Genomic DNA, 26,069 nt, shown 5'->3' with positions numbered 1-26,069 from the left:
CGCTCACCCCCTCTCATCCATGCAGCCGCACGACGACGACGCTTTCAATGTCCTGGGAGACCGGGATCGGACCGAAGCGCTGAAATGGACCTCACTGGTGATCGGCTGCACCGGGCTGCTGGTGCTGCTCATGGAACTGGTGCTCGCATCGCCCGGCGAGCACGAGGCCTGGGTCGCGGGTGGACTGACGGTGATGGCGTGGTTGTGTTACGGGCTCACGCGCGTCGGACGCACGCGCTATGTGGCCCACGTCATCGTGGCTGCCGTGCTGGGCGCGGCCATCTTCTCCGCCCTCACCTACGGCTCGGTGCGCACCGCCGTGGGCTTCCTGTTCATGGGCTCGGTGGTGGGCGCCGGCATTTTTCTGGGTCGCACAGGGCTCATCGTCACCACGGTGGCGAGCATTGGATCGCTGGGTGTGCTCACCTGGGCCGAAACAGCCGGTCTGCTGACACACAGGCCCGATTTTTCCGTGAGTCTGCGCGTGTGGATCACCCACTCGGCCACGGTGCTGGTGTGCGCCCTCATCGTGCACCACAGCCGCCTGCGGACCAACCGGGCGCTGCAGTTGCAGGCTCAGGAGTTCGAACGGCGCAAGGCCACCGAACAGCAGCGGGACCTGAGCCTGGAGCGCTTCGCGCGCATCTTCCGCACCAGCCCGAGCCCCATGATCGCCCAGTCGGCGCGAACTGGCTCCATCCTCGACGTCAACCCGGCGTTTGAACGCAGCTACGGCTACACACGCGACCAGGTGCTCGGTCGCCAGGAAACCTTCCTCTGGGCCGACCCCGCGCAGCGCGAGACCTACCTGCAGCAACTGTATGAGCGACGGCACATGGACCAGTTCGCCTGCCAGGGCCGGCGTGCCGACGGACAAGCCTTCAAGGCCCTCATCTCCAGCGAGATGGGCACCGACCGCGAAGACAAACTCATCATCACCACCGTCACCGACGTGAGTGCGCAAGCCGAGGCCATGGAGCGCCTGCGCCGATCCGAGGAACGGTTTGCCAAGGCCTTCAACTTCAGCCCGCTGAACCTCACCATCAGCCGGCTGGCCGACGGCAGTTTTGTGGAGATCAACAAGGCGCAGGACCGCGTGCAGGGCATGCTTCCCGAGGAGTTGATGGGCAAGACCACGGTCGAGGTCGGCGCCTGGCTCACACCGGCCGACCGGGAACAGTTCGTGGCCCGGCTGCAGCGCGACGGCCACGTTGACAACTACGACACGCTCATGCGCCACAAGGACGGCAGCCTGGTGGACACACGCCTGTGGGCAGAGCTGATCGAGATCGACGGTGAAGCCTGCATCCTGTCCTGCACCGTGAACACCACCGCAGAGAAGCGGCGCGAGTCCCTGCTGCTCAATGTGGCCAAGGGCGTGGCGGCCGAAACCGGCGAGGCTTTTTTCACCGCGCTCACCCGCCACCTGTCCGAGGCCATCGAGTGCGACATGGTGGTGATCGGGGAGTGCACGGATCCGCAGGCGGTGCAGGTGTTGTCGATCTGGAAAGATGCCGAGCCTCTGCCCGCCTTCAGCTTCGACACGGTCAACACGCCGTGTGCCGAAACCCTGAAGCAGAAAGAAGCATTCGTTTTCGCGCAAGGTTTGCCGCAGGGCTTTCCGAACGCCCGGGGCATCAACCGCGAAGGCTTCCAGGCCTACCTCGGGCAGGCCCTGCGCGACGCCGACGGCACGCCCATCGGCATTCTGTTTGCCATGTGGCGCTCACCCTTGACGCTGCGCGAAGACCTCCAGGCCATGGTCTCCATCTTTGCCAGCCGGGCCAACGCCGAGCTGGTGCGCCTGAGGCGCGACCGCGAGATCCGGCGACTGACGGAAACCCTGGAGCAGCGTGTGCGCGAGCGCACCGCCGAACTGCAAAAGCTCAACGCGGAGCTCGACTCCTTCGCGTACACCGTGTCGCACGATCTGAAATCGCCCCTGCGCTCCATCGACGGCTTCACCCGCTTGATCGAGGAGCAACTGGGCGAACGCCTGAACGCCGACGAACGGGAGATGTTCGACCGGGTGCTGTCATCCACGGCCCGCATGGGCTCGCTGATTTCTGCACTGCTCACACTCGCCCGCGTGAACCAGGCACCGCTGGAGCGCCAGAGCGTGGACCTGAGCGCACTGGTGCGCACCATCCTCGCCGAACAACTGGTGGAACACCCGCAGCGCGATGTGCAGTGCCGAATCGCAGACGGCCTGACTGCGCAGTGCGACCCCCAGCTGGCACGCAGTGCGCTGGAAAATCTGCTGGGCAACGCCCTGAAGTACAGCCGCGACCAGACGCAGACGGTGATCGAGTTCGGGTGCTCCACCGCCGAGGCCAGTGGCTCACCCCGGTTCTATGTGCGCGACAACGGCGTGGGTTTCAACATGGCCTACGCCACCAAACTGTTCAAACCCTTTCAGCGCATGCACATGGCCAGCGAGTTCGAGGGCACCGGCATCGGCCTGGCCACCGTGCGCCGCATCATCGAGCGCCACGGCGGCGACATCTCGGCCATCAGCGCGCCCGGCGAAGGCGCCACCTTCAGCTTCTCGCTCGGCGACGCACCCACCGACTGAGCGTCAGTGAGCCAGGCTGCTCACCACGGTCACCAAGGCGATGCCCGCCAGCAACCAGGCCACCTGGGACACCGTGTCTCGAAACCCCAGCTTCTTCTGCAACTGCGGAATCAGGTCGGCCAGCGCCACATACACAAAGCTGCTGGACGCGGCCACCAGGAAAAAGGGCAGGTAGTCCTGCAGCCGGGTCACGAGGAAGTAGCCCACCACGCCGCCCAGGGCCGTGACCGTGCCGGCCAGCGAGACCTTGATCAGTGCGGCGCGCTGGGTGCCCGAGGTGTGGCGCAGCACGACCAGATCTCCGATGTGGTGCGGCACCTCGTGCGCGAGCACCGCCAGCGAGGTGATCACACCCAGCCGCATGTCGGCGAGAAACGCCGAGGCGATCAGGATGCCGTCACCGAACGCATGCACGCTGTCGCCGGCCAGCACGGCCCAACTGCCCGAGCGGGGCCCGTGGTCGTGGTGGGCGTGGCTGTGCCCGTGGTGGTGGGCGTGGCCCCCATCACCCGCTTCCTGCGCCGGCCCGTGGTTGTGCTCGTGCCCGTGGTGCCACAACTCGGCCTTGTCGAGCAAGAAGAAGAACACCAGCCCGCCCAGCAGCATGGCAAACAGCTCGTGCGCGCCGGCCTCGCTTTCGAAGGCTTCGGGCAGCAGGTGCATGAAGGCCGTGGCCATGAGCGCACCCGCAGCCATGCTGAGCATGTGCTGCGTGAAGCGCGCCAACATGGCAAAGGCCATCAGCGCGGCCAGCCAGACGCTGCCCACACCGGCCGCCACGGTTCCCACCAGGATCGCCAACAAGGTCATGTTGTTCTTTTCAGTTCATCCACAAAAAAGGCCGCTCTTCGGCGGCCCTGGCTTCCCCGCAGCGGTGTGGCTCAGGCCACGCCGTGCTGCTTGAACCACGCCAGCGCACGGTTCCAGCCGTCTTCAGCCGGCTCCTTGCGGAAGGTCGGTCGGTAATCGGCGTGGAAGGCGTGGGGTGCCTCGGGGTAGACCACAAAAGTCGATGCTTTGGCAGCGGGACTGCCCACCGCCAGAGCGGCTTTCATCTTATCAACCGTGTCAAGGGGGATGCCGGCGTCGGCTGCGCCATACAGACCCAGCACCGGGCCTTTGAGCTGCGCGGCCACGTCCACCGGGTGCTTGGGATTGAGCGGCGTGGCATCACCCACGAGACGTCCGTACCAGGCCACGCCGGCCTTCACCGCCGGGTTGTGGGCGGCGTACAGCCAGGTGTGGCGACCGCCCCAGCAGAAACCGGTGACACCCACCCTGGACGCGTCACCCCCGTTGGTCGCAGCCCACTTCACCGCCGCATCCAGATCGGCCATCACCTGCGCGTCGGGCACCTTGGACACCACCTCGGCGATCAGCTTGGCCACTTCGCCGTAACTCTGCGCGTCGCCCTGGCGCACGAACAGCTCGGGCGCAATGGCCATGTATCCCGCCCGCGCAAAGCGGCGCGCGGTGTCGGCGATGTACTCGTGCACACCAAAGACCTCGGACAACACCAGCACCACCGGCAAACCGGTCTTGCCCGCGGGTGCCGCGCGGAAAGCGGGCATCTTGTGGCCGTTGACGTCGATCATCACCTCGCCCACGGTGAGGCCGTCGGACGGGGTGCGGATGGCGGTCTGCGCCATCAGCGGTGCGGCTGCGGCCGCGTAGCCCACGCCCAAGGCCGCCTTGAGCGCGGTGCGGCGGGTGGCGCCGTGTTCGTTCGACTGGCCGGGCAGCAAGGCGCCGAGGTCCTGGGCGTGTTGGTCGTTGAGCAAGGTGTGTCTCCTGGTCTGGTTGTCGAGCTTTGAGTCTGCCACGGGCCCTAAACCTGCGTGGCAGCGTCAAACATGTCTTGCAGTTCATGCTCCCACGCCCCCTGCTGGTCGACCGCGGTGTGCACGAGCACGGTGCGCGTGGGCAGGTCGATCAGCACGCGCTGACCGTGGTGACCGTGCATGGCGGGCCGCGACCCGTCGGCACGCGCATGCCAGAACAGGGCCTTGTAGCCCATCGCCAGCCGAACCCGGCCATGGCGCACCGGGGCATCCCGCTCGCTCCACGACGTGCACTCGTTGATCCACGCCTCGCTGACGACAGCCCGGCCATCGGGGCCGCGCCCGCGTTGGGCCACCAGATGGCCCAGGCGCGCCCAGTCGCGCAGCCGGGCGGCGAACCCGATGCTGTTGAACTCGGCCCCGCGCGCATCGGTGAACCAGGTGGCCGACGACTCGGCGCCCAAGGGCTGCCACAACGCCTTCTCGGTGAAGGCCGACAGCGAGCCCCCGGTGACGCGGCGCATCACCATGCCCAGCGTCAACGGGCACAGCTCGTTGTAGTTGAAGCGCGTACCGGCGGGCTCGCTGCGCTGGTTCCATGCCCTCACGGTGCGCGCGATGTCCGGGTCCCGGCCCAGCAACGCACCGGGGTACAGAACGGCGTTGTCGCGCGCATGCACCACGTCGGCGCCGCTGCACATGTTGGCCAGGTGGCGCAGCGAGGTTTCGCCGTGCAGGGTACCGGCGAGTTCGGGCAGGTAGCGCGCGGCCGGGTCGTCCAGCGATGCAATGAGCCCCCGGTCCAGGCAGATGCCGAGCAACAACGAGGTGACACTCTTGGCCATGGACCAGCTCTGCAGGCGCATGGAAGGCTGGCGTGCAAACCGGTAGCGCTCGAACAGGATGTGGTTGTCGCGCGCGATCAGCAGGCCGGTGACAGGCCACTGGGCGAGATAGGCGTCGGGCGAGCTGTGCTGCAGTCCCGAGCGGTAGCGGAAGTCGCTCAACGGCGCGTCGTTCCAGGCAGCCACCCGGTTGCCGGCCTGGATCACATGGTGGCGGATCGAACGTTCATGACCCCCCGAGTAATTGCCCACGCGGAACTCGGGCAGTCGCTCGAAGCTGGAGCGGCTCTCGGGGTAACCGCGCAACGCGCCCCACCTGTCGTCGGTCTGTGCCGACACAGGCAGGCCCGCGACGGCCAGGCCGGCGCACAGGAACGCGCGGCGGGTCGGCATCATCTCAATGCGCCTGATCCCAGTTGGGTCCCACACCCACCTCCGCCAACAACGGCACCTTGAGCTCGGCCACGCCTGCCATCAAGCGCGGAATCTCCGCCTTGAGCCAGTCCACCTCGGCCTCGGGCACTTCAAACACCAGTTCGTCGTGCACCTGCATGATCATCTTGGTGGCGCGCTGCTGTTCGTCCAGCGCCTTCTGCACCGCCACCATGCTGAGCTTGATGAGGTCGGCCGCCGTGCCCTGCATGGGCGCGTTCACAGCCTGGCGCTCCAGCGCCGACAGCTTGGCACCTTTGGCGTTCTGGATGTCGGGCAGGACCAGGCGGCGTCCGAACACGGTTTCCACATGGCCAAGCTTCTTCGCCTGTTCGCGCGTGTCGTCCATGTACCGCTTCACGCCGGCGAAGCGTTCGAAGTAACGCGTGATGTAGTTCTTGGCCGCGGTGTTGTCGATGGCCAGGGCCTTGGCCAGGCCAAAGGCGCTCATGCCGTAGATCAGGCCGAAGTTGATCACCTTGGCGTAGCGGCGCTGTTCGCTGCTCACCTGCGAGGCCTCCAGGCCGAACACCTCGGCGGCGGTGGCACGGTGCACGTCGATGCCTTCGTGGAACGCGCGCAAGAGCGCTTCGTCACCGCTGATGTGGGCCATGATGCGCAGCTCGATCTGCGAGTAGTCGGCACTCGCAATCACATGGCCGGCCGGGGCCACGAAGGCCTCGCGCACGCGCCGACCCTCGGGCGTGCGGATGGGGATGTTCTGCAGGTTGGGGTCGTTGCTGGACAGGCGCCCGGTCACGGCCACGGCCTGCGCGTAGTGCGTGTGCACGCGCCCCGTGGCCGGGTGCGCGAGTTGAGCGAGCTTGTCGGTGTAAGTGCCCTTGAGTTTGGAGAGGCCCCGGTGTTCAAGAATTTTCGCGGGCAGCGGATAGTCTTCGGCGAGCTTTTCCAGCACCTCTTCGTCGGTGCTGCGCGCGCCGGTCGCGGTCTTCTTGATCACCGGCAGGCCGAGTTTGTCGAAGAAGATCTCGCCCAGCTGTTTGGGGCTGGCCAGGTTGAACGGCTGGCCAGCGATCTCGTAGGCCTCCTGTTCGAGCGCGTGGATGCGTGAACCCAGCTCGTGGCTCTGTCTGGCCAGCGTGGGTGCGTCGATCAGCACGCCGTTGCGCTCGATGCGGTAGAGCGCTTCGCTGCTGGCGATCTCGAGTTCGTAGATGAAGCGCAGCCCTTTTCCAGGTTGACTGTCGGCCTGCAGTTGCGGCCACAGCTTCTGGTGCACATCCAGCGTCTGGTCGCTGTCCTCGCACGAATACTCCGCCGCCTTGGCCACCTCGACCTGCGCGAACGGAATCTGGTGCGCGCCCTTGCCGCACAGGTCTTCGTAGTTGATGCCCTGGCGGCCCAGGTGGCGCAAGGCCAGGCTGGCCAGGCCGTGTGGCTTGTGCACTTCGAGCACGTAGCTCTGCAGCATGGTGTCGTGCACATACCCCCGAACCTCGATGCCATGGTTGGCAAACACATGGCGGTCGTACTTGACGTGTTGTCCGAGCTTGGCGTGTTTCGGGTTTTCCAGCCAGGGCTTGAGTCTGGCGAGCACCTCGTCGAACGGCAGTTGCTCGGGCGCGTCGGGCCCGCTGTGGCGCAGCGGAATGTAGGCCGCTTCACCCGGCGTCACGCTGAAGCTGATGCCCACGATCTCGGCACGCATCTCGTCGAGCGAGGTGGTTTCGGTGTCCAGTGCCACCAGGTCGGCAGCCTGCACGCGCTGCAACCAGTCGTCGAACATGGCCCAGGTGAGGATGGTGTCGTACTTCAGGTTGGTGGTGCGCTCCGCGCTGCCGCTCAGGTCGGGTTCGTCGAAGAGGCCCGGTGAGCCGCTCCCGGCCCTGCCCTTCGTTTGGGCCTTGGCCTGGTGCTCCTCGATCTGTTCCGGCGGCACATCGAGCTGCATCAAGGTCTTCACCAGCCCCTTGAACCCGTACTTTTCGCCGAACACCTTGAGTGCGTCGGAATCCTGCCCGCCGATCGTGATGGCCTCCAGCGAGGGCAGGCCTTCCATGTGTTCGCTCAAGTCGCAATCGGTCTTGATGGTGAGCAGCTCGCGGCCCTTGGGCAGCCACCCGAGCGCATTGCGCAGGTTCTCGCCCGCCACGCCCTTGATCTCGTCCGCGCGTGCCACCAGCGCCTCCAGCGAACCGTATTCCTGCAACCACTTCACAGCCGTCTTGGGGCCCACTTTGGGCACGCCCGGCACGTTGTCCACCTGGTCACCCACCAGGGTCTGGTAGTCCAGCATGAGGCTGGGTGGCACGCCGAACTCCGCCGTGACGCCGGCGATGTCGCGCCGCCGGTCGTTCATCGTGTCGATCACCGTGATGTGCTCGTTGACGAGCTGGCTCAGGTCCTTGTCGCCGCTGGAGATGATGCAGTCGACGCCTTGCTGCGCTGCCACGTGCGCCAGCGTGCCGATCACATCGTCGGCCTCCACACCGGGCACATCCAGCACCTTCCAGCCCAGCAACCTGACCACCTCGTGGATGGGACCGATCTGCGCACGCAGATCGTCGGGCATGGGTGAGCGGTTGGCCTTGTAGTCCGGGTACAGCGCATCGCGGAAGGTGGGCCCCTTGGCGTCGAACACGCACGCGGCGTAGTCGGCCCGCACGTCCTTGCGCAGCTTCTGCATCATGTTGATCATGATGCGGATGGCGCCCGTTTTGAGCACGGTGCCATCCGGGAGTGTGGTGCTCATGGCTTCGCCGCCGGCAAAGAACGCACGGTAGAGGTAACTGGAGCCGTCGACCAGCAAGAGGGTGGGGGTGGGGGATGAAGCGTCGGACATGCGCGCATTGTCGGGGAGATCGCGCCACATCCAGTGGCCCCCGGGCTGCGTACCCGGTGGAAGGGCGCATGGCCCCGTGCGCGCCCGATGGAGCCCTCCCTGCCTACAATGACGCATGAACGTCCACACCCCATGCCTGCTGTCCGCCCTCACCCTGGTGGCGGGCCTCACCTTGGCCCTGACCGCCCAGGGCCAGACGCCCCCGGTGGAGCAGCCGCCCCAGCCCGTGTCCCCGCGCGACCGCATCGAGCGCATCACCAACGAGGACGCCCTTACCCGCATCGACGAGGTGCGTGTGGGCGGCGAAACCAAAAGCATCGAGGTGCAACCCAAAAACGGTGCACCCCCCTACCAGATCAACCCCGACACGAACGGCCCCGCCAACAGCGAAGTGGGTGGCAAACGCACCGGCAACGCCGGGCGCAGCAGCTGGCGCATCCTGAACTTCTGACCGTTTGTTTCATGGCCGTTTACACCGAAGTCGCTTTCGCGCAAGCCGCTGCCCTGCTGCACACCCTGGACCTGGGCGACCTCACCGAACTGCGGGGCATTCAGGGCGGCATTGAAAACACCAACTACTTCGTGACCAGCGAACGCGATGGCGTGACGCTGGAGCATGTGCTCACCGTGTTCGAGCGGCTGGATTTCAAGCAGTTGCCGTTCTATCTGCACCTCATGAAGCATCTGGCGGACAAAGGCATCCCGGTGCCCGACCCGGCCGCCACCGCCAGCGGCGAGATCCTGCACACGCTGCACGGCAAACCCGCCGCCGTGGTGGACAAGCTGCGGGGGAAAAGTGAATTGAACCCCGGCGTGGCCCATTGCGAAGCGGTGGGCGCCATGCTCGCGCGCATGCACCTGGCCGGGCGCGATTTCCCCATGAGCCAGCCCAACCTGCGCGGCCTGCCCTGGTGGAACGAGACCGTGCCGGTGGTGCTGCCCTTTTTGAGCGCGCCGCAGGCCGACCTGATCCGCACCGAGCTGGCCTACCAGAACCACGTGGCAGCCAGCCCGGCATACGCCGCCCTGCCACGCGGCCCCATCCACGCCGACCTGTTCCGCGACAACGCGATGTTCGAAGACGGCGAACTCACCGGCTTCTTCGACTTTTACTTTGCCGGCTGCGACAGCTTTTTGTTCGACATCGCAGTCTGTCTCAACGACTGGTGCGTGCACCACTGTCAGGACGCCGCGGACGGCAGTCACGACGCTGAACGCGCGCGGGCGCTGCTGGCGGCCTACCAGACGGTTCGGCCGCTGAGCGCGGCAGAGCGCGGCCTGCTGCCGGCCATGCTGCGCGCCGGCGCCTTGCGCTTCTGGATTTCCCGCCTGTGGGACCTGCACCTGCCGCGCGAAGCCGCGCTGCTGCAAGCCCACGACCCGACCCACTTTGAACGCGTGCTGCGCGACCGCGCCAGCCACGCCTTCCCGGCCGCACTGCTCGACCTGCCCGCTCCGGCCGCCGCACCCCGACCCGTGACCGCATGAAACTCCACCTCGTCCCCGCCAGAGCCGGCCTGCAATGGGTCAAGCTGGGTGTGAAGACCTTCTTCCGCCAGCCCCTGGCCATGTCCGGCCTGTTCTTCATGTTCATGGCCACCGTCTCGGTGCTCTCGCTCATTCCGCTGTTGGGCACGCTCATTTCCCTGTTGCTGGTGCCGGTGGCCACGCTGGGCCTCATGGCCGCCACGCGCGAGGCCGTGCAGGGGCGTTTCCCGATGCCGTCCGCGCTGATATCGGGTCTGCGCGGCAAGCCCGTGCAAACCCGCAACATGCTGATCCTGGGCGCCATGTACGCGGCCAGCTTGTTGGTGGTGTTGGGTGTGGCCACACTGTTCGCCGGCGACGTGCCGCCGCCACTGGACCCCGCTGCGGGCGAGGTGTCGGCCGAGATGGTGCGCGCCTCGCTGGCCAACCAGGGCCTGCTGGCCGGCCTGGTGGTGTACCTGCCGGTGGTGATGGCCTTCTGGCACGCGCCCGCCCTGGTGCACTGGCACGGTGTGAGCCCGGGCAAGAGCTTGTTTTTCAGCTTCATGGCCTGCTGGGGCAACAAGGGCGCCATGCTGTTCTATGGCCTGGGCTGGGTCGGCGTGTTCATGCTGGTGGGCCTGTTCATGAGCCTGCTGGGTGCCCTGCTGGGCGGCGTGCAAGCGCTCAACATCGTTTTGTACCCGGCTGTCCTGTTCATGGCCTCCATGTTTCACACCTCGATATATTTCACATTTGTTGACAGTTTCGAGTTGGCAGAGCCAGCAACGTCCCCCAACCACGGAGAAGACGCATGACCCACCACATCCTTCAAGGCCGCAGCGAGAGTGAAGTGACCTGGTTCCAGCGCCGCGACACCTTGAAGGCCGCCGCCGCCTGGGTGGCCATGGGCGGCCTGCCCGCCGCCTTGGCGCAGCAGCGCAGCAACGTGGTGGAGCTGGTGGGTGATGTGCTGCTCAACGGCCGTCGCCTGGTGCCGCAGCAAACCATCCAGACCGGTGACGAGATCGCCACCGGCCCGGCATCCAGGCTCACCTTCGTGCTGGGCAACGCTGCCCTGCACGTGCGGCAGAACTCACGCCTCACCGTGGAACGCGGCATCACGCTGCACACCGTGAGCCTGCTGCGCCTGCTCACCGGAGCCGTGGGTAGCGCATTTGGCCGGGGCCCCAGCCGCACCATCATCACGCCCACGCTGACCGCCGGCATCCGCGGCACCGGCGTCTACACCGAGGTGTTTCCCGACCAGGGCAACCGCAGCTACTTCTGCAACTGCTACGGCACGGTGGACATGCAGGCCGGCGGCAACCGCGCAACGTCGGTATCCAGCTACCACCAGTCGTTCTGGGGCGAGGCTGAACCCAAGGCTGGGCGTTTCCTCACCCCGGCCCCGGCGCTGAACCACACCGACGAAGAAATCGAATTCCTCGCTGGCTTGGTCAACCAGCGCACCGCCTGGCAGATCGCCGGACGCACCGGTGTGAAAGATGGGCGTGGCTACATGGAGCAGCGCCCGCCCGAAGCGCACCCGGCCATGCCGCGCTGAAGCGCAACGATCAGACAAGCCGCCCCCGGCGTTCGAACGTCCAGAAAAAAAAAGGGCCTGACGGCCCTTTTTTGTTGCGTTCAATGCGCGTGCTCAGGTGCCGATCTGGCCACCGTTGTTCTTCGTGATCACCACCGTCGCCGAGCGTGGGCGCTGGCCTGCACCGTAGCCGACGATGCTGGGCCACTGGCTGCCGTATTTGCTGGGGTCCCCCAGATTGGCCGCGGACGTGCTCTCACCCGGATGCTGGATGTTGATGAACATCGTCTTGCCGTCGGGCGTTTCGCACAAGCCCGTGACTTCACACTGGGCCGGGCCGACGTAGAAGCGTTTGAGCGTGTTGGCGGTGGGCTTCGCACCCATGCGCGTGGTCACGGAAACGCCGCCGGCGTGGTTCAGGGTGAGCGGTCCACCGTCGCCCACCGTGCCCGGAATACTGGCCAGCAGCATGCAATTGGTGACATCGCGGTAAGCGCCATCGTCGGTCTGGATCCAGCACAGCCCGTTGCTGCGCGTGAAAGCGAGACCATCGGGGCTGGAGAAGTCCTGGTCGTCCGTCAAGCCGGAGAGGTTGATCAGGGCGGCGTCGGCGCCCGACTCGGCACCGAACAGGTACACATCCCAGTTGAAGCTCGTGCCTTCCGGGCTGGCGTCCTTGAAGCGGACGATGTGGCCGTTGACGTTGCCGCTTTGCTGGGACGTGCCATTGAAGGTGTCGGTGTAGCCGCGTGGGTTAGGGGCATCGACCAGGGTCTGGGTGCCCGTCGGGGCCACCCGGCGGCTGCTGTTGTTGGTCATCGTGATGTACAGCTCGCCCGTGGTCGGGTGCACATCCACCCACTCGGGTCGGTCCATCTTGGTGGCACCCACCGCGTCGGCCGCAATGCGGGTGTGGATGTACATCTCGGCGGGGTCGTTGAAGCCGAATGATGCGCCTGCGATAGCGGGGTTCGTGATGCTCAGCTCAAGCCACTCGCCGGTGCCGTTGTCGTTGAACCTGGCCACGTACAGCTTGCCGCTGTCCAGGTACTTGTCGCCCACACCCAGTCGATCCGCTGCGTTTGCATCGGAGGCCACCCAATTCTCAGTGGAGACAAACTTGTAGACGTATTCGTTCTGCGAGTCGCAGCCCATGTAGACGGCGAGCGGCTTGCCCACCACCGGCAAACCGAAGGCGGCGTTCTCGTGCGAGAAGCGGCCCAGACCGGTGCGCTTCTTGACCACGGAGTTGGCGTTGTACGGGTCGAGCTCGACCATGAAGCCCTGGCAAAACCACTCGTGGCGGTAGTCGTCACTGCCATCCAGGCTGGTACCCGTCTGGCTGGTGTCCCAGCGCTGGTACTTGTCGTCGGCGCCGGCGGTCTCCCATCCATAGCGGCTGGAGGCGTTGCTGGTGGTCACGCCGCGTCCGTAGCGGGAGAACGAAGCATTGACCTTGGCAGTGCGTTTGGTCTGATCACCAGCAGCCCGGAAGTAATAACCCGACCAGTTCTCTTCGGTGGTGAGCAGCGTGCCCCAAGGTGTTTTGCCGTTGCCGCAGTTGTTCATGGTGCCGCGCGTGCGGGTGCCGTCGGTGGAGTACTTCGTGACGAACAGCGCGTTGCCGCGTGCCGGACCCGACAACTCGATCGGCGTCATGCCGGTGACGCGACGGTTGAAGGCCGAATTCACCACCGGGCCGAAGACACCGGCGCCATCCTTGATGATCTCGGCCACCATCAGACCATGGCAGTCGACCTCGATGTCCACCTCACTGGCGGGCCGTGGATTGGGCGTCGGGCCGTTCGCATGCAGCATCAACGGCTGGATGTATTCGTGGTTCATGGCCAGCAGCGCGCGGCTGCTGCTGTTGTCGTCGCGCTGTCCGCTGGCCGACAGGCCGAAGTACTGCATGCCGTCGTGGTTGTCACCCACGCGCTGGTCGTAGTCTGTGTCGGTGCCGTCGTTCTTGCAGGCAGGGACACCGGTGAACAGAGGGTCGCCGCAAGCGAGGATCACGCGCGCGGTGTAGCCGGCCGGCACCGAGTTGGTGTCGGCCAGTGTCTTGGCCACCGCAGCAAAGCCCAGCAGGCTCTCTGGCGTGGCCGTCTGCGGGCCAGCCACAGGGGTGTCGTCGCCGCCACCGCAGGCGGTCAGGGCCAGGGGCGCAAACATCGCCGCCATGGCACCACCCAGGCCGCCACGCAGCACGCCGCGTCGGCTCATGCCTGCGCTCAGCACATCGGAGAAGTGGCGGTTGCTGGAGACGTTGTTTTCAAGGTCGTCGGGATCGGTGAACGGGGTCGTGGTGATGTCGTGGTTTTTCATGAACAGTTCTCCTGCGTTGTTGGACCTCGTCAGCATGCAAACAGCTCATGTCATGCCCATGACAACGAGGCCGGACGCACAGAGAAATGAACCGAGACGCGTCATCAAGCTTTCACAACAGCGGCGCCGATCGCTGTGCCATGGCCGGGCGCAGCACCGAGTCCACCGACGGTGAAGCCCCCGCAGCCTGCAGCATCAGGGCCTCCACCTGCAGGGCGATCTGCTGCCAGTCCAGATGCGCCACGCGCGCACGCGCTTGCTCGCGGGCCTGCGCCAACAGGGCAGGCGTTTGCGCCAGTGTCACCGCCACGCGCACGAACGCCGCGTCCTGCCCTTCGGACACCAGCCAGCCATTGGTGTGGCTGTGCACCCAGTCGCTGGCCGCCGCGGTGTCGAAGGCGAGCACAGGCAGGCCGCTGGCCAGTGCCTCGATGGTCACGTTGCCGAAGGTCTCGGTCAGGCTGGGAAACACGAACAGGTCGGCCGAGGCGTAGTAGCCCGCCAGCTCTTCGTGGCGGCGCATGCCGGCAAACACCGCTTGGGGGCAACGCTGCTGAAGGCTCTCGCGCAGCGGCCCGTCGCCCACAAACACCAGCTTCACGTCGGCGTGGTGGGCCTGCATGGCGGCGTGGGCCTGCAGCGCCACGTCCAGGTTTTTTTCGGCGGCGAGACGCCCCACCACCAGCATCACCAGCGCGTCGGGGCCTGCACCCCATTGGCGGCGCAGGGCTTCGCTGCGCCGCTGCGGGTTGAAGAGTTGCGTGTCCACACCGCGAGCCACCACCTGCACGTTCTCGAAGCCCATCTCCATGAGCTGTGCGCGCAGCGCGCGCGTGGGCACCATGGTGAGCTGCGTGAGGTTGTGGAAGCGGCGCAGGTACGACACCATGGGTTTGCGCAACCAGCCCACGCCATAGTGTTCGCAATAGGCGTGGAAGTTGGTGCGGAAGTCGGACGTCACCGGCAGCTTCAGGCGACGCGCAGCCTGCAGCGCCGACCAGCCCAGCGGGCCTTCGGTGGCGATGTGCACAAGGTCCGGGCGCTTCAGCGTCCAGGCGTTGATGAGTGCGCGTTTGGCGGGCAGGCCGAGCTTGAGTTCGGGGTAACGCGGGATGGGCATGCCGCGCATGAGCAGCTCCTCATACCCGCTGTGGCTCAGCGCCTGGTCCACCCGCGTCTGGCGTGGCCGGATCAGCTGCACCGGGTGGTTGCGCGCGCACAGGCCCTGCACCAGACGCGAGAGCGTGAGCGACACACCGTTGATCTCCGGCGGCCAGGTCTCTGTGACCACCGACAGGCGCAGGGAGGGCGTGCTGGCCGGGTATTCCTCGACCAGGATCTGTTCGGATGTCATGGCGTTCATGCACGCATGTTCCAGCCGCTGTGCAACAAACTGATGACAAGTTGAAGCTGTCACCGTGTTTTCACATGTCAGGGCAAGACTGCGCAGGTGTGTGACCTCCCCACACCCACCACCCTTGCATGGAGAAACCGTGAACGACTTTTTCAAGACACTGCAAACCCAACGCTGGGACGACCACCGCTACTACCACCACAGCCGCATCAACCAGACGCTGCACCTCATCAGCGCGATCAGCTTCGTGGTGGCCTATGCCCTGCTGTGGACCGACCCTGTGCTGTCCGCGCTGATCGCCTGGCTGGTGTCCATGACCAGCCGCCAGGCCGGCCACTTCTTCTTCGAGCCCAAGGGCTACGACCATGTGAACCAGGCCACGCACGAACACAAGGAAGAGATCAAGGTGGGCTACAACCTGCAACGCAAGGTGGTGCTGATGGCCTTGTGGGCCGGCACACCGATGCTGGTGGCGCTGGCACCGGGCGTGTTCGGCCTGTTCGAGCCGCACACCGATGGCGAGAGCTTCATCCGCCAGGTCGGCGCGTTGTGGCTGGCGCTGGGTGTGGGCGGTTTGTTGTTCCGCACCGTGCACCTGTTCTTCATTGCCGATGTGCAAACCGGCCTGGCGTGGATGACCAAGATCCTCACCGACCCGTTTCACGACATCAAGCTGTACCACAAGGCACCGCTGTACCTGATGCGCGGTCAGTTGATCGACCCGGGAATTGGTCACCGCAGTTGAGGCCGGACGCGGGGCGTTCAGCCCCGCACCGGGCTTCAGTTCTTTCCCTTGAACCGGCGCTCCAGCATCTCGCGAAACACGCTGCGACGAATCGACTTGTGCGTCTGTTCCCCCCGCCACCACCAACCCTGTGCATGCATCTGCTGCCCCGCGGCCACGAAGCCTTGCACCACGTCCTCGAACTCGGCGTCGCTGAAGTGCAGACCAAAGATGAAGCGCCCCGTGCCCACCCAGCTCAGCGCCAGCCCCTGCCAGCGCAGCAGGTACTGGAACATCCAGTGATAGCGACCCGGTTGGGTGTACGTCAGCGTCCAGATGCTTTGCATGTTGGCTGCGCGCACCGGCAGGCCGTGCTCCGCCATGGTGTCATTGAAGTGCTTCGCGCGGGCATCCCACTTCGCATCCTGGTCCTGGTACAAGGCCTGGATTTCCGGCGTGTCCAGCCGCTTCAAAAAGGCCGCCATGCCACCCATCACGTAAGGGTGGGCGTTGAACGTGCCGCGCGCAAAACACACGTCGGCCGGGCGCTCCTCTCGAAAGCGCTGCATCAGCTCGCGCCGCCCGCACACCACGCCCACCGGGTAGCCACCCGCCAGCGTCTTGCCGTAGGTGACCATGTCGGCCTGCACGCCGAAGTATTCCTGCGCGCCACCGGGCGCCAGGCGAAAACCCAGGAACACCTCGTCGAAGATCAGCACGATGCCGCGCTCGGTGCACACCTCGCGCAAGCGCTTCAGCCACGCGGTGTAGGCCGCACGGTCGTAGCCGGCGGTGCGGCTGCCGTCCACCAGGGTGGAGTCGCCCGGTGCGTTCTTGTTGGGGTGCAGCGCCTGCAGCGGATTGACCAGCACACAGGCCACGTCGCGCCGCGTGCGCAGCACCTGCAGGCTCCGCTCGCTCATGTCCTGCAGCGTGTAGGTTTCGCGCGGCGGCATCGGGTTGCCGGGGCCGGGCTGCACGTCTTCCCACCAGCCGTGGTACGCGCCGCAAAAGCGCACCAGGTGCTTGCGACCCGTGTGGTAACGCGCCAGGCGCACGGCCTGCATCACCGCTTCGGTGCCCGACATGTGGAACGACACCTGGTCGTGACCCGAGATGGCTTGCAGCCGCTGGACCACATCGGCCACGCAGGGGTGGTAGGCGCCCAGCACCGGGCCCAACGCCTGGCCGATCTGCGCGCCCTCGGCCATGCAGGCCTTGTAGAAGTCCACGCCGAACACATTCACACCGTACGAGCCGGTGAGGTCGATGAAGCGGTTGCCATCGAGGTCGGTGAGGTGCACACCCTCGGCCGACTGCATGAAGGCACCCACCTTCAGCCGCGCACGCACCAGCGGGCTGAACTGGAAAGGCACGCGGTAGGCACCGGTGAACTGCAGATCGGCCAGGCCCTCGCGCGCCTGCGCGGTGAGCGCCAGGGTCTTGGCGTAGCGCTCGGCGAAGCCGGCGCACAGCAGATCGAAGGCCGCACGGCGCTGCGCCACCACCTCGGCGGGCGCACCGTCGCAATGGAAGAACCGGGCCTCGTCATAGGCGTAGCCCGGCAGCCACTTCGCCAGCCGTTTGGCCATCTTGGAATGGCCGGCCAGCGAGCGGTGTTTGGCGCGCGAGAGTTCAAGCCGCTGCTTGATCAGCGGCAAGGCCAGGGCCAGCGAGCCCAGCGGAACGGCATAAGACAAGTAAGACATGCAGCGACAAGCTCCAGGGCGGTTGGTGTGTGTCTTTTGTAGGGCGTCCACATGACGAAGCCATGAAAAAACCATGAACCCCCCGATGAAAAGCCTCAACCTCCTGCAACGCCTCGCGCTCAACGAAGACCTCAACTTCCTGCTCACCAACCGCGTGCCGCGCGCGGCGCTCACACGCTTCATGGGCTGGTTCAGCCGCATCCGCCACCCTTGGGTGCGTGGTGCGTCGATGGCGGTCTGGCGCACCTTCACCGACATCGATCTCGGCGAAGCGAAGAAGACCTCGTTCCACAGCCTGCACGACTGTTTTGTGCGCGAACTCAAGCCCGGCGCGCGTCCGCTGGACGCACGCGAGCACGTGCTGGTGAGCCCCTGCGACGCCATCGTCGGCGCTTGCGGCCGCATTGGTGGGGACGCTGCCGCGCAGGTGTTCCAGGCCAAGGGCTTCCCCTACCCGCTCACCGACCTGCTGGGCACCGACACGCGCGGTCTGGCCGCCATCGACACGCTGCGCGGCGGCACCTATGTGACGCTGCGCCTGACCTCCAGCATGTACCACCGCTTCCACGCACCGGCCGCGCTCACGCTGGACCACGTGACCTACATCAGCGGCGACACCTGGAACGTGAACCCGATCGCGCTGAAGCGCATCGAACGGTTGTTCTGCAAGAACGAGCGCGCCGTGCTGCACTGCCACCTGGCCGATGGCACTCCGCTGCTGATCGTGCCGGTGGCCGCCATCCTGGTGGCCAGCATGCGGCTGCGCGCGGTGGACGTGGCGCTCAACATCCGCTACCGGGGACCGAACGAATTGCCATGCCACGCCACCTATGAGAAGGGCGAGGAGATGGGCTGGTTCGAACACGGCTCGACCATCCTGGTGTTTGCGCCGCCGGGCGTCACCTTGAATGAAAGCGTGATGACAGGACGACACATCCGCATGGGCGAGGCCTTGTTTGACAACCCCCGGGGGTTGTCACAGAACGGTCATTTCACTTGTACATCATCGGTTGCGTCAACCAACACGAGGACGAGCACATGACCACAAACACCCCACGCCAGAACGCCCACTTCAATGACGAAGACTCCAACACCAGCGCCAACCCCGCCTTCGACAGTGTGCTGAGCGCCCGCCTCAGCCGCCGCAGCCTGCTGGGCGGAGCAAGCGCCGCCGCACTGGGCGGTACGGCCTTGACCGGCTGCGCCACCAGCGGCCCGGTGGCGCCGGTGAGCGGCCTGGGGTTCAAGCCTGTGGCCAAGACCATGGCCGACCAGGTGACCGTGCCCGAGGGCTACACCGCACGCGTGATCTACGCCCTGGGCGACCCGCTGACCGGCAGCACCCCGGCCTTCAAGAACGACGGCACCGACGCCGACTTCGGCAACCGCGCCGGTGACTACCACGACGGTATCGAGTGGTTCGGCCTGGACGCATCGGGCAAACCATCGGACAGCTTCAACTCGCGTGGCCTGCTGGCCATGAACCACGAAGCCACCACCGACGAAAAGCTCAGCTCTTTCTTCATCCACGCCAACGGCGGCACCTCGGTGCTGCCCCGTCCTGCGGCCGAGATCGACAAGGAACTCATGATCCACGGCCTGTCGGTGGTTGAAGTGCAGACCGACGGCAAGGCCTGGGCCAACAAGCCGGCCTCGGCGTTCAACCGCCGCGTCACCACCATGACGCCGGTGACCGTGCACGGCCCGGCGCGCGGCAGCGAGCACCTGGTCACCAAGTACAGCCCCGACGGCACCCAGGCCCGCGGCACGCTCAACAACTGCGGCACCGGCCGCACGCCCTGGGGCACCTTCATCTCGGGCGAAGAAAACTGGTTCGGCTACTTCTTCCGCGACGCGAAAGACGACGACGCGCGCAAGAAGGACAAACAGGTCCAGGCCCTCAACCGCTACGGTCGCAAGGCCGGCGCCGCCAGCCGCCACGGCTGGGAAAGCGGCGGCGCGGCCGACACCTACGCTCGCTGGAACAACAGCGCCGTGGGCGCCAGCGCCAAGGACGACTTCCGCAACGAGATGAACACGTTCGGCTACATCGTCGAGCTCGACCCCTACGACAAGAACAGCACGCTGCGCAAGCGCACAGCCTTGGGCCGCATGGGCCACGAAAACGCCACCTTCGCTCGCGCCGTGGCCGGTCAGCCGGTGGTGGCCTACATGGGCGACGACGCGCGCGGCGAGTACATCTACAAGTTCGTCTCCAGCGCCAAGTGGGACCCGGCTGACGCCAACCCCGCCAACCGCCTGGCCGCTGGCGACAAGTACCTCGACAAGGGCACGCTGTTTGCCGCGCGCTTCAAGGGCGACGGCACCGGCGAATGGCTGGAGTTGTCGATGGACAACCCGGTGATCGCCAACAGCTCGTACTTCGAATTCAAGAGCGAAGCCGACGTGGCCGTGTTCACCCGCCTGGCCGCCGACGCGGTGGGCGCCACCAAGATGGACCGTCCCGAGTGGGGCGGCGTGAACCCGAAGAACGGCGAGGTCTACATCACGCTGACCAACAACAGCGCGCGCACCGTGGCCACGGTGGACAGCGCCAACCCGCGCGTCTATGCGGACATGAAGGCCGGCAAGGAACAGAAGGGCAACGTGCACGGCCACATCGTGCGCATGTCGCAGAAGAACCCGGCCGACGCATCGTTCCAGTGGGACATCTACCTCTTCGCTTCGGAAGCCGACGCCGACAAATCGAAGGTCAACCTCTCCAGCCTGACCGACGACAACGACCTGTCCTCACCCGACGGCCTGGTGTTCAGCAAGGCCACTGGCCTGTGCTGGATCCAGACCGACGACGGTGCCTACACCGACAAGACCAACTGCATGCTGCTGGCCGCCCTGCCCGGCCAGCGCGGCGACGGCGGCGCCAGGACGCTGATGCATGGCGACAAGCAGGTGACGACGCACGTGGGCAAAGCGCAGACGCCGGCCACGCTCAAGCGTTTTCTGGTCGGGCCCAAGGGCGCCGAGATCACCGGCATCACCGAAACGCCCGACGGCCGTGCAATCTTCGTGAACATCCAGCACGCGGGCGAGAACACGAAGATGTCGGACGTGAACGACCCGTCGAAGTACGAGAGCCGCTGGCCCGCGAACGCCGGTTACGGCGCCGGCCAGCGCCCCCGTTCCGCCACCATCGTCATCACGAAAAACGATGGCGGCGTGATCGGAACTTGAGCGATCAAACTATCGGAGTGAGCTTGGCCACGCTCAAGGCCAGCCACTTCGTGCCGTGGCGGCTGAAGTTCACCTGCGCGCGGGCGTCATCGCCCGCGCCTTCGATGGACAGCACCTTGCCCTCGCCGAACTTGTTGTGAAACACGGCCATGCCGGCCTTGATGTCGGTGCCACGGTCGGGCTCGGGCGCCTTCTGGCCCAGGCCCTTGGGGTCGCCCTTGTCGTTGAAGCCGGGTGACCATGAGGGTTGCAGCGCCGGCGGTGCGCCGAAGTTGCGCCGCCCGTTTTGCCACTGCCCGCCACCACCGCCCGCCCCACCCGGCGCACCCCAGGCCGGCTGCTGCGGCGTGAGCCACTTCAGGCAGGCCTCGGGCAGTTCGTCGAAAAAGCGGCTCTTCATGTTGTAACGCGTCTGTCCGTGCAGCATGCGGGTCTGCGAATGGCTCAGGTACAGGCGTTTGCGCGCGCGCGTGATCGCCACGTACATCAGGCGGCGCTCTTCTTCGAGGCCGTCGCGGTCGCTCATGGAGTTCTCGTGCGGGAACAGGCCCTCTTCCATGCCGGTGATGAACACCACATCGAATTCGAGCCCCTTGGCGGCGTGCACCGTCATGAGCTGCACCGCATCCTGCCCGGCCTGCGCCTGGTTGTCGCCCGATTCGAGCGCGGCGTGGGTGAGGAAGGCAGCCAGCGGGCTCATGGTTTCGCCGGTTTCCAGATCGGGTGCGGGGAGGCCCTCACCCCCGCCCTCTCCCAGAGGGAGAGGGAGAGGGAGCAAGCCGGGCCCCGCATCGCTCCCTCTCCCTCTGGGAGAGGGTGGGTGTGAGGGCTCCCCCGGCTCCAGCCCCTGGCTCGCCGGGCTCTGCGTCAACGCCGATCCGTCCGCCGTGCGCGCCACCGCATCCCGCCCAAAGCCTTCGATGCCCACGAAGCTCTTGGCCGCGCTCACCAGTTCTTCCAGGTTCTCCACCCGGTCCTGCCCTTCGCGCTCGGCGCGGTAGTGCTCCACCAGGCCGCTGTGGTCGAGCACCAGCTCGATGATCTCGGCCAGCGTCATGCCCTCGGAGCGTTCGCGCAGCACATCGAGCTTGGCCACGAACGCGCCGATGGCCACGCCCGCGCGGCCGGTCACCGCGCTCACCGCGTCGTGCAGCGAACAGCCCGAGACACGCGCCACGTCCTGCAGCTGCTCGATGCTGCGCGCGCCGATGCCGCGCGGCGGGAAGTTCACCACGCGCAAGAAGCTGGTGTCGTCGTTGGCGTTTTCCAGCAGGCGCAGATACGCCAGCGCGTGCTTGATCTCGGCGCGCTCGAAGAAGCGCAGACCGCCGTACACGCGGTAGGGCATGGCAGCGTTGAAGAGTGCGGTTTCCACCACGCGGCTTTGCGCGTTGCTGCGGTAGAGCACGGCCATCTCCACCTTGGGCACGTCTTCGCGCGCGAGCTGCTTCATCTCGTCGACCATCCACTGCGCCTCGGCAAAGTCGCTGGTGGCCTCGTGCACACGCACCGGCTCGCCCGCGCCGGCGTCGGTGCGCAGGTTCTTGCCCAGGCGGTTGGTGTTGTGGCTGATCAGCTCGTTGGCCGAGTCCAGGATGTTGCTGCAGCTGCGGTAGTTCTGCTCCAGCTTGATCTGGTGGCGCACGTTGAATTCACGCACGAAGTCGGCCATATTGCCCACGCGTGCACCTCGAAACGCGTAGATGCTCTGGTCGTCATCGCCCACCGCAAACACCGCGTTGCCCGCACCGGGCAAACCTTCCAGTGGCGGCGCGCTGAACATCTTGATCCAGGCGTACTGCAGGCGGTTGGTGTCCTGGAACTCGTCGATCAGGATGTGGCGAAAGCGGCGCTGGTAGTGCTCACGCACCGGGTCGTTGTCGCGCAGCACCTCGTACGACCGCAACATGAGTTCACCGAAGTCCACCACGCCCTCACGCTGGCACTGTTCTTCGTACAGCGCATAGAGCTCGACCTTCTTGAGCGTTTCCGGGTCGCGCGCGACCACATCACGCGGGCGCTGGCCATCTTCCTTGCAGCCGCTGATGAAGTACTGGATCTGCTTCGGGGGATAACGCTCGTCGTCCACGTTGAACTGCTTGCACAGGCGTTTGACGGCCGACAGCTGGTCCTGCGTGTCCAGGATCTGGAAAGTGGCGGGCAGGCCCGCGAGCTTGTGGTGTGCACGCAGGAAGCGGTTGCACAGGCCGTGGAAGGTGCCGATCCACATGCCGCGCACGTTCACCGGCAGCATGGCGGACAGGCGCGCCATCATTTCCTTGGCGGCCTTGTTGGTGAAGGTCACCGCCAGCACACCGCCGGGCGTCACCTGCCCGGTCTGCAGCAGCCACGCAATGCGCGTGGTGAGCACCCGGGTCTTGCCCGAGCCCGCCCCGGCCAGGATGAGCGCGTGCTCGGCCGGCAGCATGACGGCAGCGCCTTGTTCGGCATTGAGACCCGCAAGCAGCGGGGACGGGGCGACGGATTCTTCAAACAGCATGCTTCGATTGTAGGAAGCGCCCTGCACCGCGCGCCGTATACGGTCATGCGTATGGCGGCCATACGGTGTCGCCAGTGTGCAAAGCCGCCCCCCGGGTGCCGAAGGCGCCTAGAATCAGTCACCGGGCCCAAGATTCTTGCGCCCGGTTTTTTGTGCCCGACGCACAAAGCCGGCCAAGCCAAGCGCTCTCCCTGTTCAACAACAGTTTTCTGGAGCCTGGTTCTTATGGAGATATTCGACTACGACAACGTCCTGCTGCTGCCGCGCAAGTGCCGCGTGGAAAGCCGTTCGGAGTGCGACGCCGGTGTGGAGCTCGGCGGGCGCAAGTTTCGTCTGCCGGTGGTGCCGGCCAACATGAAGACGGTGGTGGACGAGTCCATCTGCGTCTGGCTGGCCAAACACGGTTACTTCTACGTGATGCACCGCTTCGACCTGGACAACCTGAAGTTCGTGCGCGACATGCGCGCGCACGATGTGTACGCCTCGATCTCGCTGGGCGTGAAAGCGCCCGACTACGCCACGGTGGACCAGCTGGTGGCCGAGGGCCTGGCGCCCGAATACATCACCATCGACATCGCGCACGGCCACGCCGACAGCGTGAAGAACATGATCGGCTACCTGAAGGAAAAACTGCCGTCGTCGTTCGTGATCGCGGGCAACGTGGCCACGCCCGAGGCGGTGATCGATCTGGAGACCTGGGGCGCGGACGCGACCAAGGTGGGCGTGGGCCCGGGCAAGGTGTGCATCACCAAGCTCAAGACAGGTTTTGGCACCGGTGGCTGGCAGCTCAGCGCGCTCAAGTGGTGTGCCCGCGTGGCGACCAAACCCATCATCGCCGACGGCGGCATCCGCAGCCACGGCGACATCGCCAAGAGCGTGCGGTTCGGGGCTTCGATGGTGATGATCGGTTCGCTCTTCGCGGGTCACGAGGAGTCACCGGGCCAGACGGTGGAGGTCGACGGTGTGCTCTACAAGGAGTACTACGGCTCGGCCAGCGACTTCAACAAAGGCGAGTACAAGCACGTGGAGGGCAAGCGCATTCTGGAGCCCATCAAGGGCAAGCTGGCCGACACGCTGGTGGAAATGGAGCAGGACGTGCAGAGCTCCATCAGCTACTCGGGTGGCACGAAGTTGATGGACGTGCGCAAGGTGAACTACGTGATCCTGGGCGGGGACAACGCAGGCGAACATCTGTTGATGTGACGCAGCACCCTGCCTCAACAGCAGGGCCGCCCGTCACACCACCACCGGCTCGGCCTCCAGCAAGATGCCGAAGCGCTCGTAGACGCTGGTCTGGATCGCCTTGGCCAGCGTCATCACCTCACCGCCGGTGGCGCCGCCCCGGTTCACCAGCACCAGCGCCTGACGCTCGTACACGCCTGCGCTGCCCACGCCCTTGCCCTTCCAGCCGCAGGCGTCGATGAGCCAGCCCGCGGCCAGCTTGATGCTGCCGTCGGCCATGGGGTAGTGCACCACCTTGGGCTCGCGCGCGATGATGTCGGCGCACTGCTCGCGGGACACCGTGGGGTTCTTGAAGAAACTGCCGGCGTTGCCGATCACCGCCGGGTCGGGCAGCTTGGCGCGGCGGATCGCGCAGACCCAGTCAAAGATCTGCTGCGCGCTCGGCGATGAAACGCCGCTCTCCGCCATCTTGCGGTCCAGGTCGGCATAACCCAGCACCGCCTTCCACGGCTTGGGCAGCCAGAAACGCACCTGGGTGATGAGCGCACGACCGGCCAGGCCCAGCCCTTTCTCGCCGGCTGGCGCGTGTTTGAACACCGAGTCCCGGTATCCAAAACCGCACTTGGCCGCGTCCAGCGTGAAGCTCTGACCGGTCTGCAGGTCGATGGCGTCCAGTGCGCTGAAACGGTCCTGCAGTTCCACGCCGTAGGCCCCGATGTTCTGCACCGGCGAAGCCCCCACCGTGCCCGGAATCAGCGCCAGGTTCTCCAGGCCGGGGAAGCCCTGTTCCAGCGTCCACCGCACGAAGTCGTGCCAGTCCTCGCCGGCTCCGGCCTCCACCAGCCACCCCTTGTCGGTTTCTTCCACCAGCCGCCGCCCGGTGATCTCGACCTTGATGACCAGCTGCTTGATGTCGCCGGTGATCACCAGGTTGCTGCCGCCCCCCAGCACAAAGGGTGGCGTGCCCGACGCCGTGCGCACGTCCGTGTCGGCCAGCAGCGCCAGCACGTCGTCTGTGGTGCGCACGCGCACCAGGCGCTGCGCCCTGGCCACAATGCCAAAAGTGTTGTATGGCTGGAGCGCCACGTTGTTCTCGACTAACATTCTTCGATTCTCTCATCCACCTTTTTGCAAGACCCCCAGCATGCCTTCTTTTGACACCGTTCTTGAAGCCGATTTCGTTGAAGTGAAAAATGCGGTCGATCAGGTCGCGCGCGAAATCGGGACCCGCTTTGATTTCAAGGGCACGAGCGCGGCGATCGAGCTCAAGGACAAGGAAATCATCCTGCACGGCGACGCCGACTTCCAGCTTCAGCAGATCGACGACGTGCTGCGCGGCAAACTCACCAAACGCGGTGTCGACGCGCGTTTCCTGGACGTGGGCAAGGTCGAAAAAGTCGGTGGTGACAAGGTCAAGCAGGTGGTGAAGGTGCGCAACGGCGTGAGCACCGAAGACGGCAAGAAGATCCAGCAGGCCATCAAGGCCAGCAAGCTCAAGGTGCAGGGCGCCATCCAGGGCGACGCGGTCCGGGTGACGGGGGCCAAGCGTGACGACCTCCAGGCGGCTATGGCGCTTATCAAGTCCGAGCTGAAAGACCTGCCACTTTCTTTCAACAACTTTCGCGATTGAG

At 65.8% G+C, this 26,069-nt stretch carries 19 protein-coding genes; 10 read left to right on the top strand and 9 right to left on the bottom strand.

Features of this window, described 5'->3' with window-relative positions; translation table 11 throughout:
- The first annotated feature begins 19 nt into the window (after nucleotides 1-19).
- A complete protein-coding gene (locus BSY239_RS04385) occupies nucleotides 20-2,575 on the top strand; it encodes a PAS domain-containing sensor histidine kinase (RefSeq protein ID WP_069045769.1) in 2,556 nt (851 codons plus the stop codon).
- Between the two features lie 3 nt (nucleotides 2,576-2,578).
- Here the strand turns inward: BSY239_RS04385 and BSY239_RS04380 are convergent, their stop codons facing one another.
- The 4 genes from BSY239_RS04380 to polA all read right to left on the bottom strand — a co-directional run bounded on the left by BSY239_RS04380 (nucleotide 2,579) and on the right by polA (nucleotide 8,436).
- Nucleotides 2,579-3,385 (bottom strand): ZIP family metal transporter, encoded by an 807-nt coding sequence (locus BSY239_RS04380; protein ID WP_069045768.1) that lies wholly within the window; start codon nucleotides 3,383-3,385, stop codon nucleotides 2,579-2,581.
- 71 nt (nucleotides 3,386-3,456) lie between these two features.
- The gene (locus BSY239_RS04375) at nucleotides 3,457-4,356 is read right to left on the bottom strand and encodes a dienelactone hydrolase family protein (protein WP_069045767.1); all 900 of its coding nucleotides are present in this window, start codon (nucleotides 4,354-4,356) and stop codon (nucleotides 3,457-3,459) included.
- Nucleotides 4,357-4,403: 47 nt separating this feature from the next.
- Complete coding sequence (locus tag BSY239_RS04370) at nucleotides 4,404-5,597, bottom strand: serine hydrolase domain-containing protein (protein ID WP_069045766.1); 1,194 nt, start codon at nucleotides 5,595-5,597, stop codon at nucleotides 4,404-4,406.
- Nucleotide 5,598: 1 nt separating this feature from the next.
- Nucleotides 5,599-8,436, bottom strand: coding sequence for a DNA polymerase I (polA, locus tag BSY239_RS04365; protein ID WP_069048770.1), 2,838 nt, complete (start codon nucleotides 8,434-8,436; stop codon nucleotides 5,599-5,601).
- 115 nt (nucleotides 8,437-8,551) lie between these two features.
- Here polA and BSY239_RS04360 point away from each other — a divergent pair, with 115 nt between their 5' ends.
- Genes BSY239_RS04360 through BSY239_RS04345 form a run of 4 tightly spaced genes read left to right on the top strand, consistent with a single transcriptional unit; the run spans nucleotide 8,552 to nucleotide 11,470 of the window.
- Nucleotides 8,552-8,887 (top strand): hypothetical protein, encoded by a 336-nt coding sequence (locus BSY239_RS04360; protein WP_069045765.1) that lies wholly within the window; start codon nucleotides 8,552-8,554, stop codon nucleotides 8,885-8,887.
- An 11-nt stretch (nucleotides 8,888-8,898) separates the two neighbouring features.
- Nucleotides 8,899-9,924, top strand: a complete 1,026-nt coding sequence (locus BSY239_RS04355) for a homoserine kinase (RefSeq protein ID WP_069045764.1) — start codon at nucleotides 8,899-8,901, stop codon at nucleotides 9,922-9,924.
- Nucleotides 9,921-10,721, top strand: a complete 801-nt coding sequence (locus BSY239_RS04350) for a BPSS1780 family membrane protein (RefSeq protein WP_069045763.1) — start codon at nucleotides 9,921-9,923, stop codon at nucleotides 10,719-10,721. Before BSY239_RS04355 ends, BSY239_RS04350 begins: the two co-directional genes overlap by 4 nt.
- Entirely contained in the window at nucleotides 10,718-11,470 is a 753-nt protein-coding gene (locus tag BSY239_RS04345; RefSeq protein ID WP_069045762.1) for an iron dicitrate transport regulator FecR, read from the top strand. The genes BSY239_RS04350 and BSY239_RS04345 overlap by 4 nt, the downstream gene beginning before the upstream one ends.
- Nucleotides 11,471-11,563: 93 nt before the next feature.
- Here BSY239_RS04345 and BSY239_RS04340 read toward each other — a convergent pair whose 3' ends face one another.
- Complete coding sequence (locus BSY239_RS04340) at nucleotides 11,564-13,777, bottom strand: PhoX family protein (protein WP_069048769.1); 2,214 nt, start codon at nucleotides 13,775-13,777, stop codon at nucleotides 11,564-11,566.
- A gap of 112 nt (nucleotides 13,778-13,889) precedes the next feature.
- Nucleotides 13,890-15,140 carry a glycosyltransferase family 4 protein gene (locus tag BSY239_RS04335; protein WP_069045761.1) on the bottom strand — a complete coding sequence of 417 codons (1,251 nt, stop codon included), beginning with the start codon at nucleotides 15,138-15,140 and terminating at the stop codon, nucleotides 13,890-13,892.
- A gap of 130 nt (nucleotides 15,141-15,270) precedes the next feature.
- Here BSY239_RS04335 and BSY239_RS04330 point away from each other — a divergent pair, with 130 nt between their 5' ends.
- Nucleotides 15,271-15,876, top strand: a complete 606-nt coding sequence (locus BSY239_RS04330) for a hypothetical protein (RefSeq protein WP_069045760.1) — start codon at nucleotides 15,271-15,273, stop codon at nucleotides 15,874-15,876.
- A gap of 35 nt (nucleotides 15,877-15,911) precedes the next feature.
- Here the strand turns inward: BSY239_RS04330 and BSY239_RS04325 are convergent, their stop codons facing one another.
- Nucleotides 15,912-17,564, bottom strand: coding sequence for an aminotransferase class III-fold pyridoxal phosphate-dependent enzyme (locus BSY239_RS04325; protein WP_069045759.1), 1,653 nt, complete (start codon nucleotides 17,562-17,564; stop codon nucleotides 15,912-15,914).
- A gap of 73 nt (nucleotides 17,565-17,637) precedes the next feature.
- Here BSY239_RS04325 and asd point away from each other — a divergent pair, with 73 nt between their 5' ends.
- Together asd and BSY239_RS04315 are read left to right on the top strand one after the other, a co-directional pair.
- On the top strand, nucleotides 17,638-18,606 hold the full coding sequence (gene asd, locus BSY239_RS04320; RefSeq protein WP_236944134.1) for an archaetidylserine decarboxylase: 969 nt from the start codon (nucleotides 17,638-17,640) through the stop codon (nucleotides 18,604-18,606).
- Nucleotides 18,603-20,756 (top strand): PhoX family protein, encoded by a 2,154-nt coding sequence (locus tag BSY239_RS04315; protein WP_069045758.1) that lies wholly within the window; start codon nucleotides 18,603-18,605, stop codon nucleotides 20,754-20,756. Before asd ends, BSY239_RS04315 begins: the two co-directional genes overlap by 4 nt.
- A 4-nt stretch (nucleotides 20,757-20,760) precedes the next feature.
- Here BSY239_RS04315 and BSY239_RS04310 read toward each other — a convergent pair whose 3' ends face one another.
- A complete protein-coding gene (locus tag BSY239_RS04310) occupies nucleotides 20,761-23,256 on the bottom strand; it encodes a UvrD-helicase domain-containing protein (RefSeq protein WP_069045757.1) in 2,496 nt (831 codons plus the stop codon).
- A 225-nt stretch (nucleotides 23,257-23,481) separates the two neighbouring features.
- Here BSY239_RS04310 and BSY239_RS04305 point away from each other — a divergent pair, with 225 nt between their 5' ends.
- Entirely contained in the window at nucleotides 23,482-24,459 is a 978-nt protein-coding gene (locus tag BSY239_RS04305; protein ID WP_069045756.1) for a GMP reductase, read from the top strand.
- Between the two features lie 33 nt (nucleotides 24,460-24,492).
- Here BSY239_RS04305 and murB read toward each other — a convergent pair whose 3' ends face one another.
- On the bottom strand, nucleotides 24,493-25,542 hold the full coding sequence (murB, locus tag BSY239_RS04300) for a UDP-N-acetylmuramate dehydrogenase (RefSeq protein ID WP_069045755.1): 1,050 nt from the start codon (nucleotides 25,540-25,542) through the stop codon (nucleotides 24,493-24,495).
- Between the two features lie 40 nt (nucleotides 25,543-25,582).
- Between murB and BSY239_RS04295 the strand changes: the two genes are divergently transcribed.
- Nucleotides 25,583-26,068, top strand: coding sequence for a YajQ family cyclic di-GMP-binding protein (locus BSY239_RS04295; RefSeq protein WP_069045754.1), 486 nt, complete (start codon nucleotides 25,583-25,585; stop codon nucleotides 26,066-26,068).
- The last annotated feature ends 1 nt before the right edge of the window (nucleotide 26,069 follow it).

It is taken from the genome of Hydrogenophaga sp. RAC07 (assembly GCF_001713375.1).
Classification (GTDB): Bacteria; Pseudomonadota; Gammaproteobacteria; order Burkholderiales; family Burkholderiaceae_C; genus Hydrogenophaga.
Note: the sequence above shows the minus strand (reverse complement) of the source record. Positions and strands in the feature narration are given on the sequence as shown.

Bases quoted from the DNA above. Each gene is read 5' to 3' on its own strand.
- BSY239_RS04385 (WP_069045769.1), top strand. From the start codon at position 20: ATGCAGCCGCACGACGACGACGCTTTCAATGTCCTGGGAGACCGGGAT.
- BSY239_RS04380 (WP_069045768.1), bottom strand. From the start codon at position 3,385: ATGACCTTGTTGGCGATCCTGGTGGGAACCGTGGCGGCCGGTGTGGGC.
- BSY239_RS04370 (WP_069045766.1), bottom strand. From the start codon at position 5,597: ATGATGCCGACCCGCCGCGCGTTCCTGTGCGCCGGCCTGGCCGTCGCG.
- polA (WP_069048770.1), bottom strand. From the start codon at position 8,436: ATGTCCGACGCTTCATCCCCCACCCCCACCCTCTTGCTGGTCGACGGC.
- BSY239_RS04360 (WP_069045765.1), top strand. From the start codon at position 8,552: ATGAACGTCCACACCCCATGCCTGCTGTCCGCCCTCACCCTGGTGGCG.
- BSY239_RS04355 (WP_069045764.1), top strand. From the start codon at position 8,899: ATGGCCGTTTACACCGAAGTCGCTTTCGCGCAAGCCGCTGCCCTGCTG.
- BSY239_RS04350 (WP_069045763.1), top strand. From the start codon at position 9,921: ATGAAACTCCACCTCGTCCCCGCCAGAGCCGGCCTGCAATGGGTCAAG.
- BSY239_RS04345 (WP_069045762.1), top strand. From the start codon at position 10,718: ATGACCCACCACATCCTTCAAGGCCGCAGCGAGAGTGAAGTGACCTGG.
- BSY239_RS04340 (WP_069048769.1), bottom strand. From the start codon at position 13,777: ATGAAAAACCACGACATCACCACGACCCCGTTCACCGATCCCGACGAC.
- BSY239_RS04335 (WP_069045761.1), bottom strand. From the start codon at position 15,140: ATGAACGCCATGACATCCGAACAGATCCTGGTCGAGGAATACCCGGCC.
- BSY239_RS04325 (WP_069045759.1), bottom strand. From the start codon at position 17,564: ATGTCTTACTTGTCTTATGCCGTTCCGCTGGGCTCGCTGGCCCTGGCC.
- asd (WP_236944134.1), top strand. From the start codon at position 17,638: ATGAACCCCCCGATGAAAAGCCTCAACCTCCTGCAACGCCTCGCGCTC.
- BSY239_RS04315 (WP_069045758.1), top strand. From the start codon at position 18,603: ATGACCACAAACACCCCACGCCAGAACGCCCACTTCAATGACGAAGAC.
- BSY239_RS04310 (WP_069045757.1), bottom strand. From the start codon at position 23,256: ATGCTGTTTGAAGAATCCGTCGCCCCGTCCCCGCTGCTTGCGGGTCTC.
- BSY239_RS04305 (WP_069045756.1), top strand. From the start codon at position 23,482: ATGGAGATATTCGACTACGACAACGTCCTGCTGCTGCCGCGCAAGTGC.
- murB (WP_069045755.1), bottom strand. From the start codon at position 25,542: ATGTTAGTCGAGAACAACGTGGCGCTCCAGCCATACAACACTTTTGGC.
- BSY239_RS04295 (WP_069045754.1), top strand. From the start codon at position 25,583: ATGCCTTCTTTTGACACCGTTCTTGAAGCCGATTTCGTTGAAGTGAAA.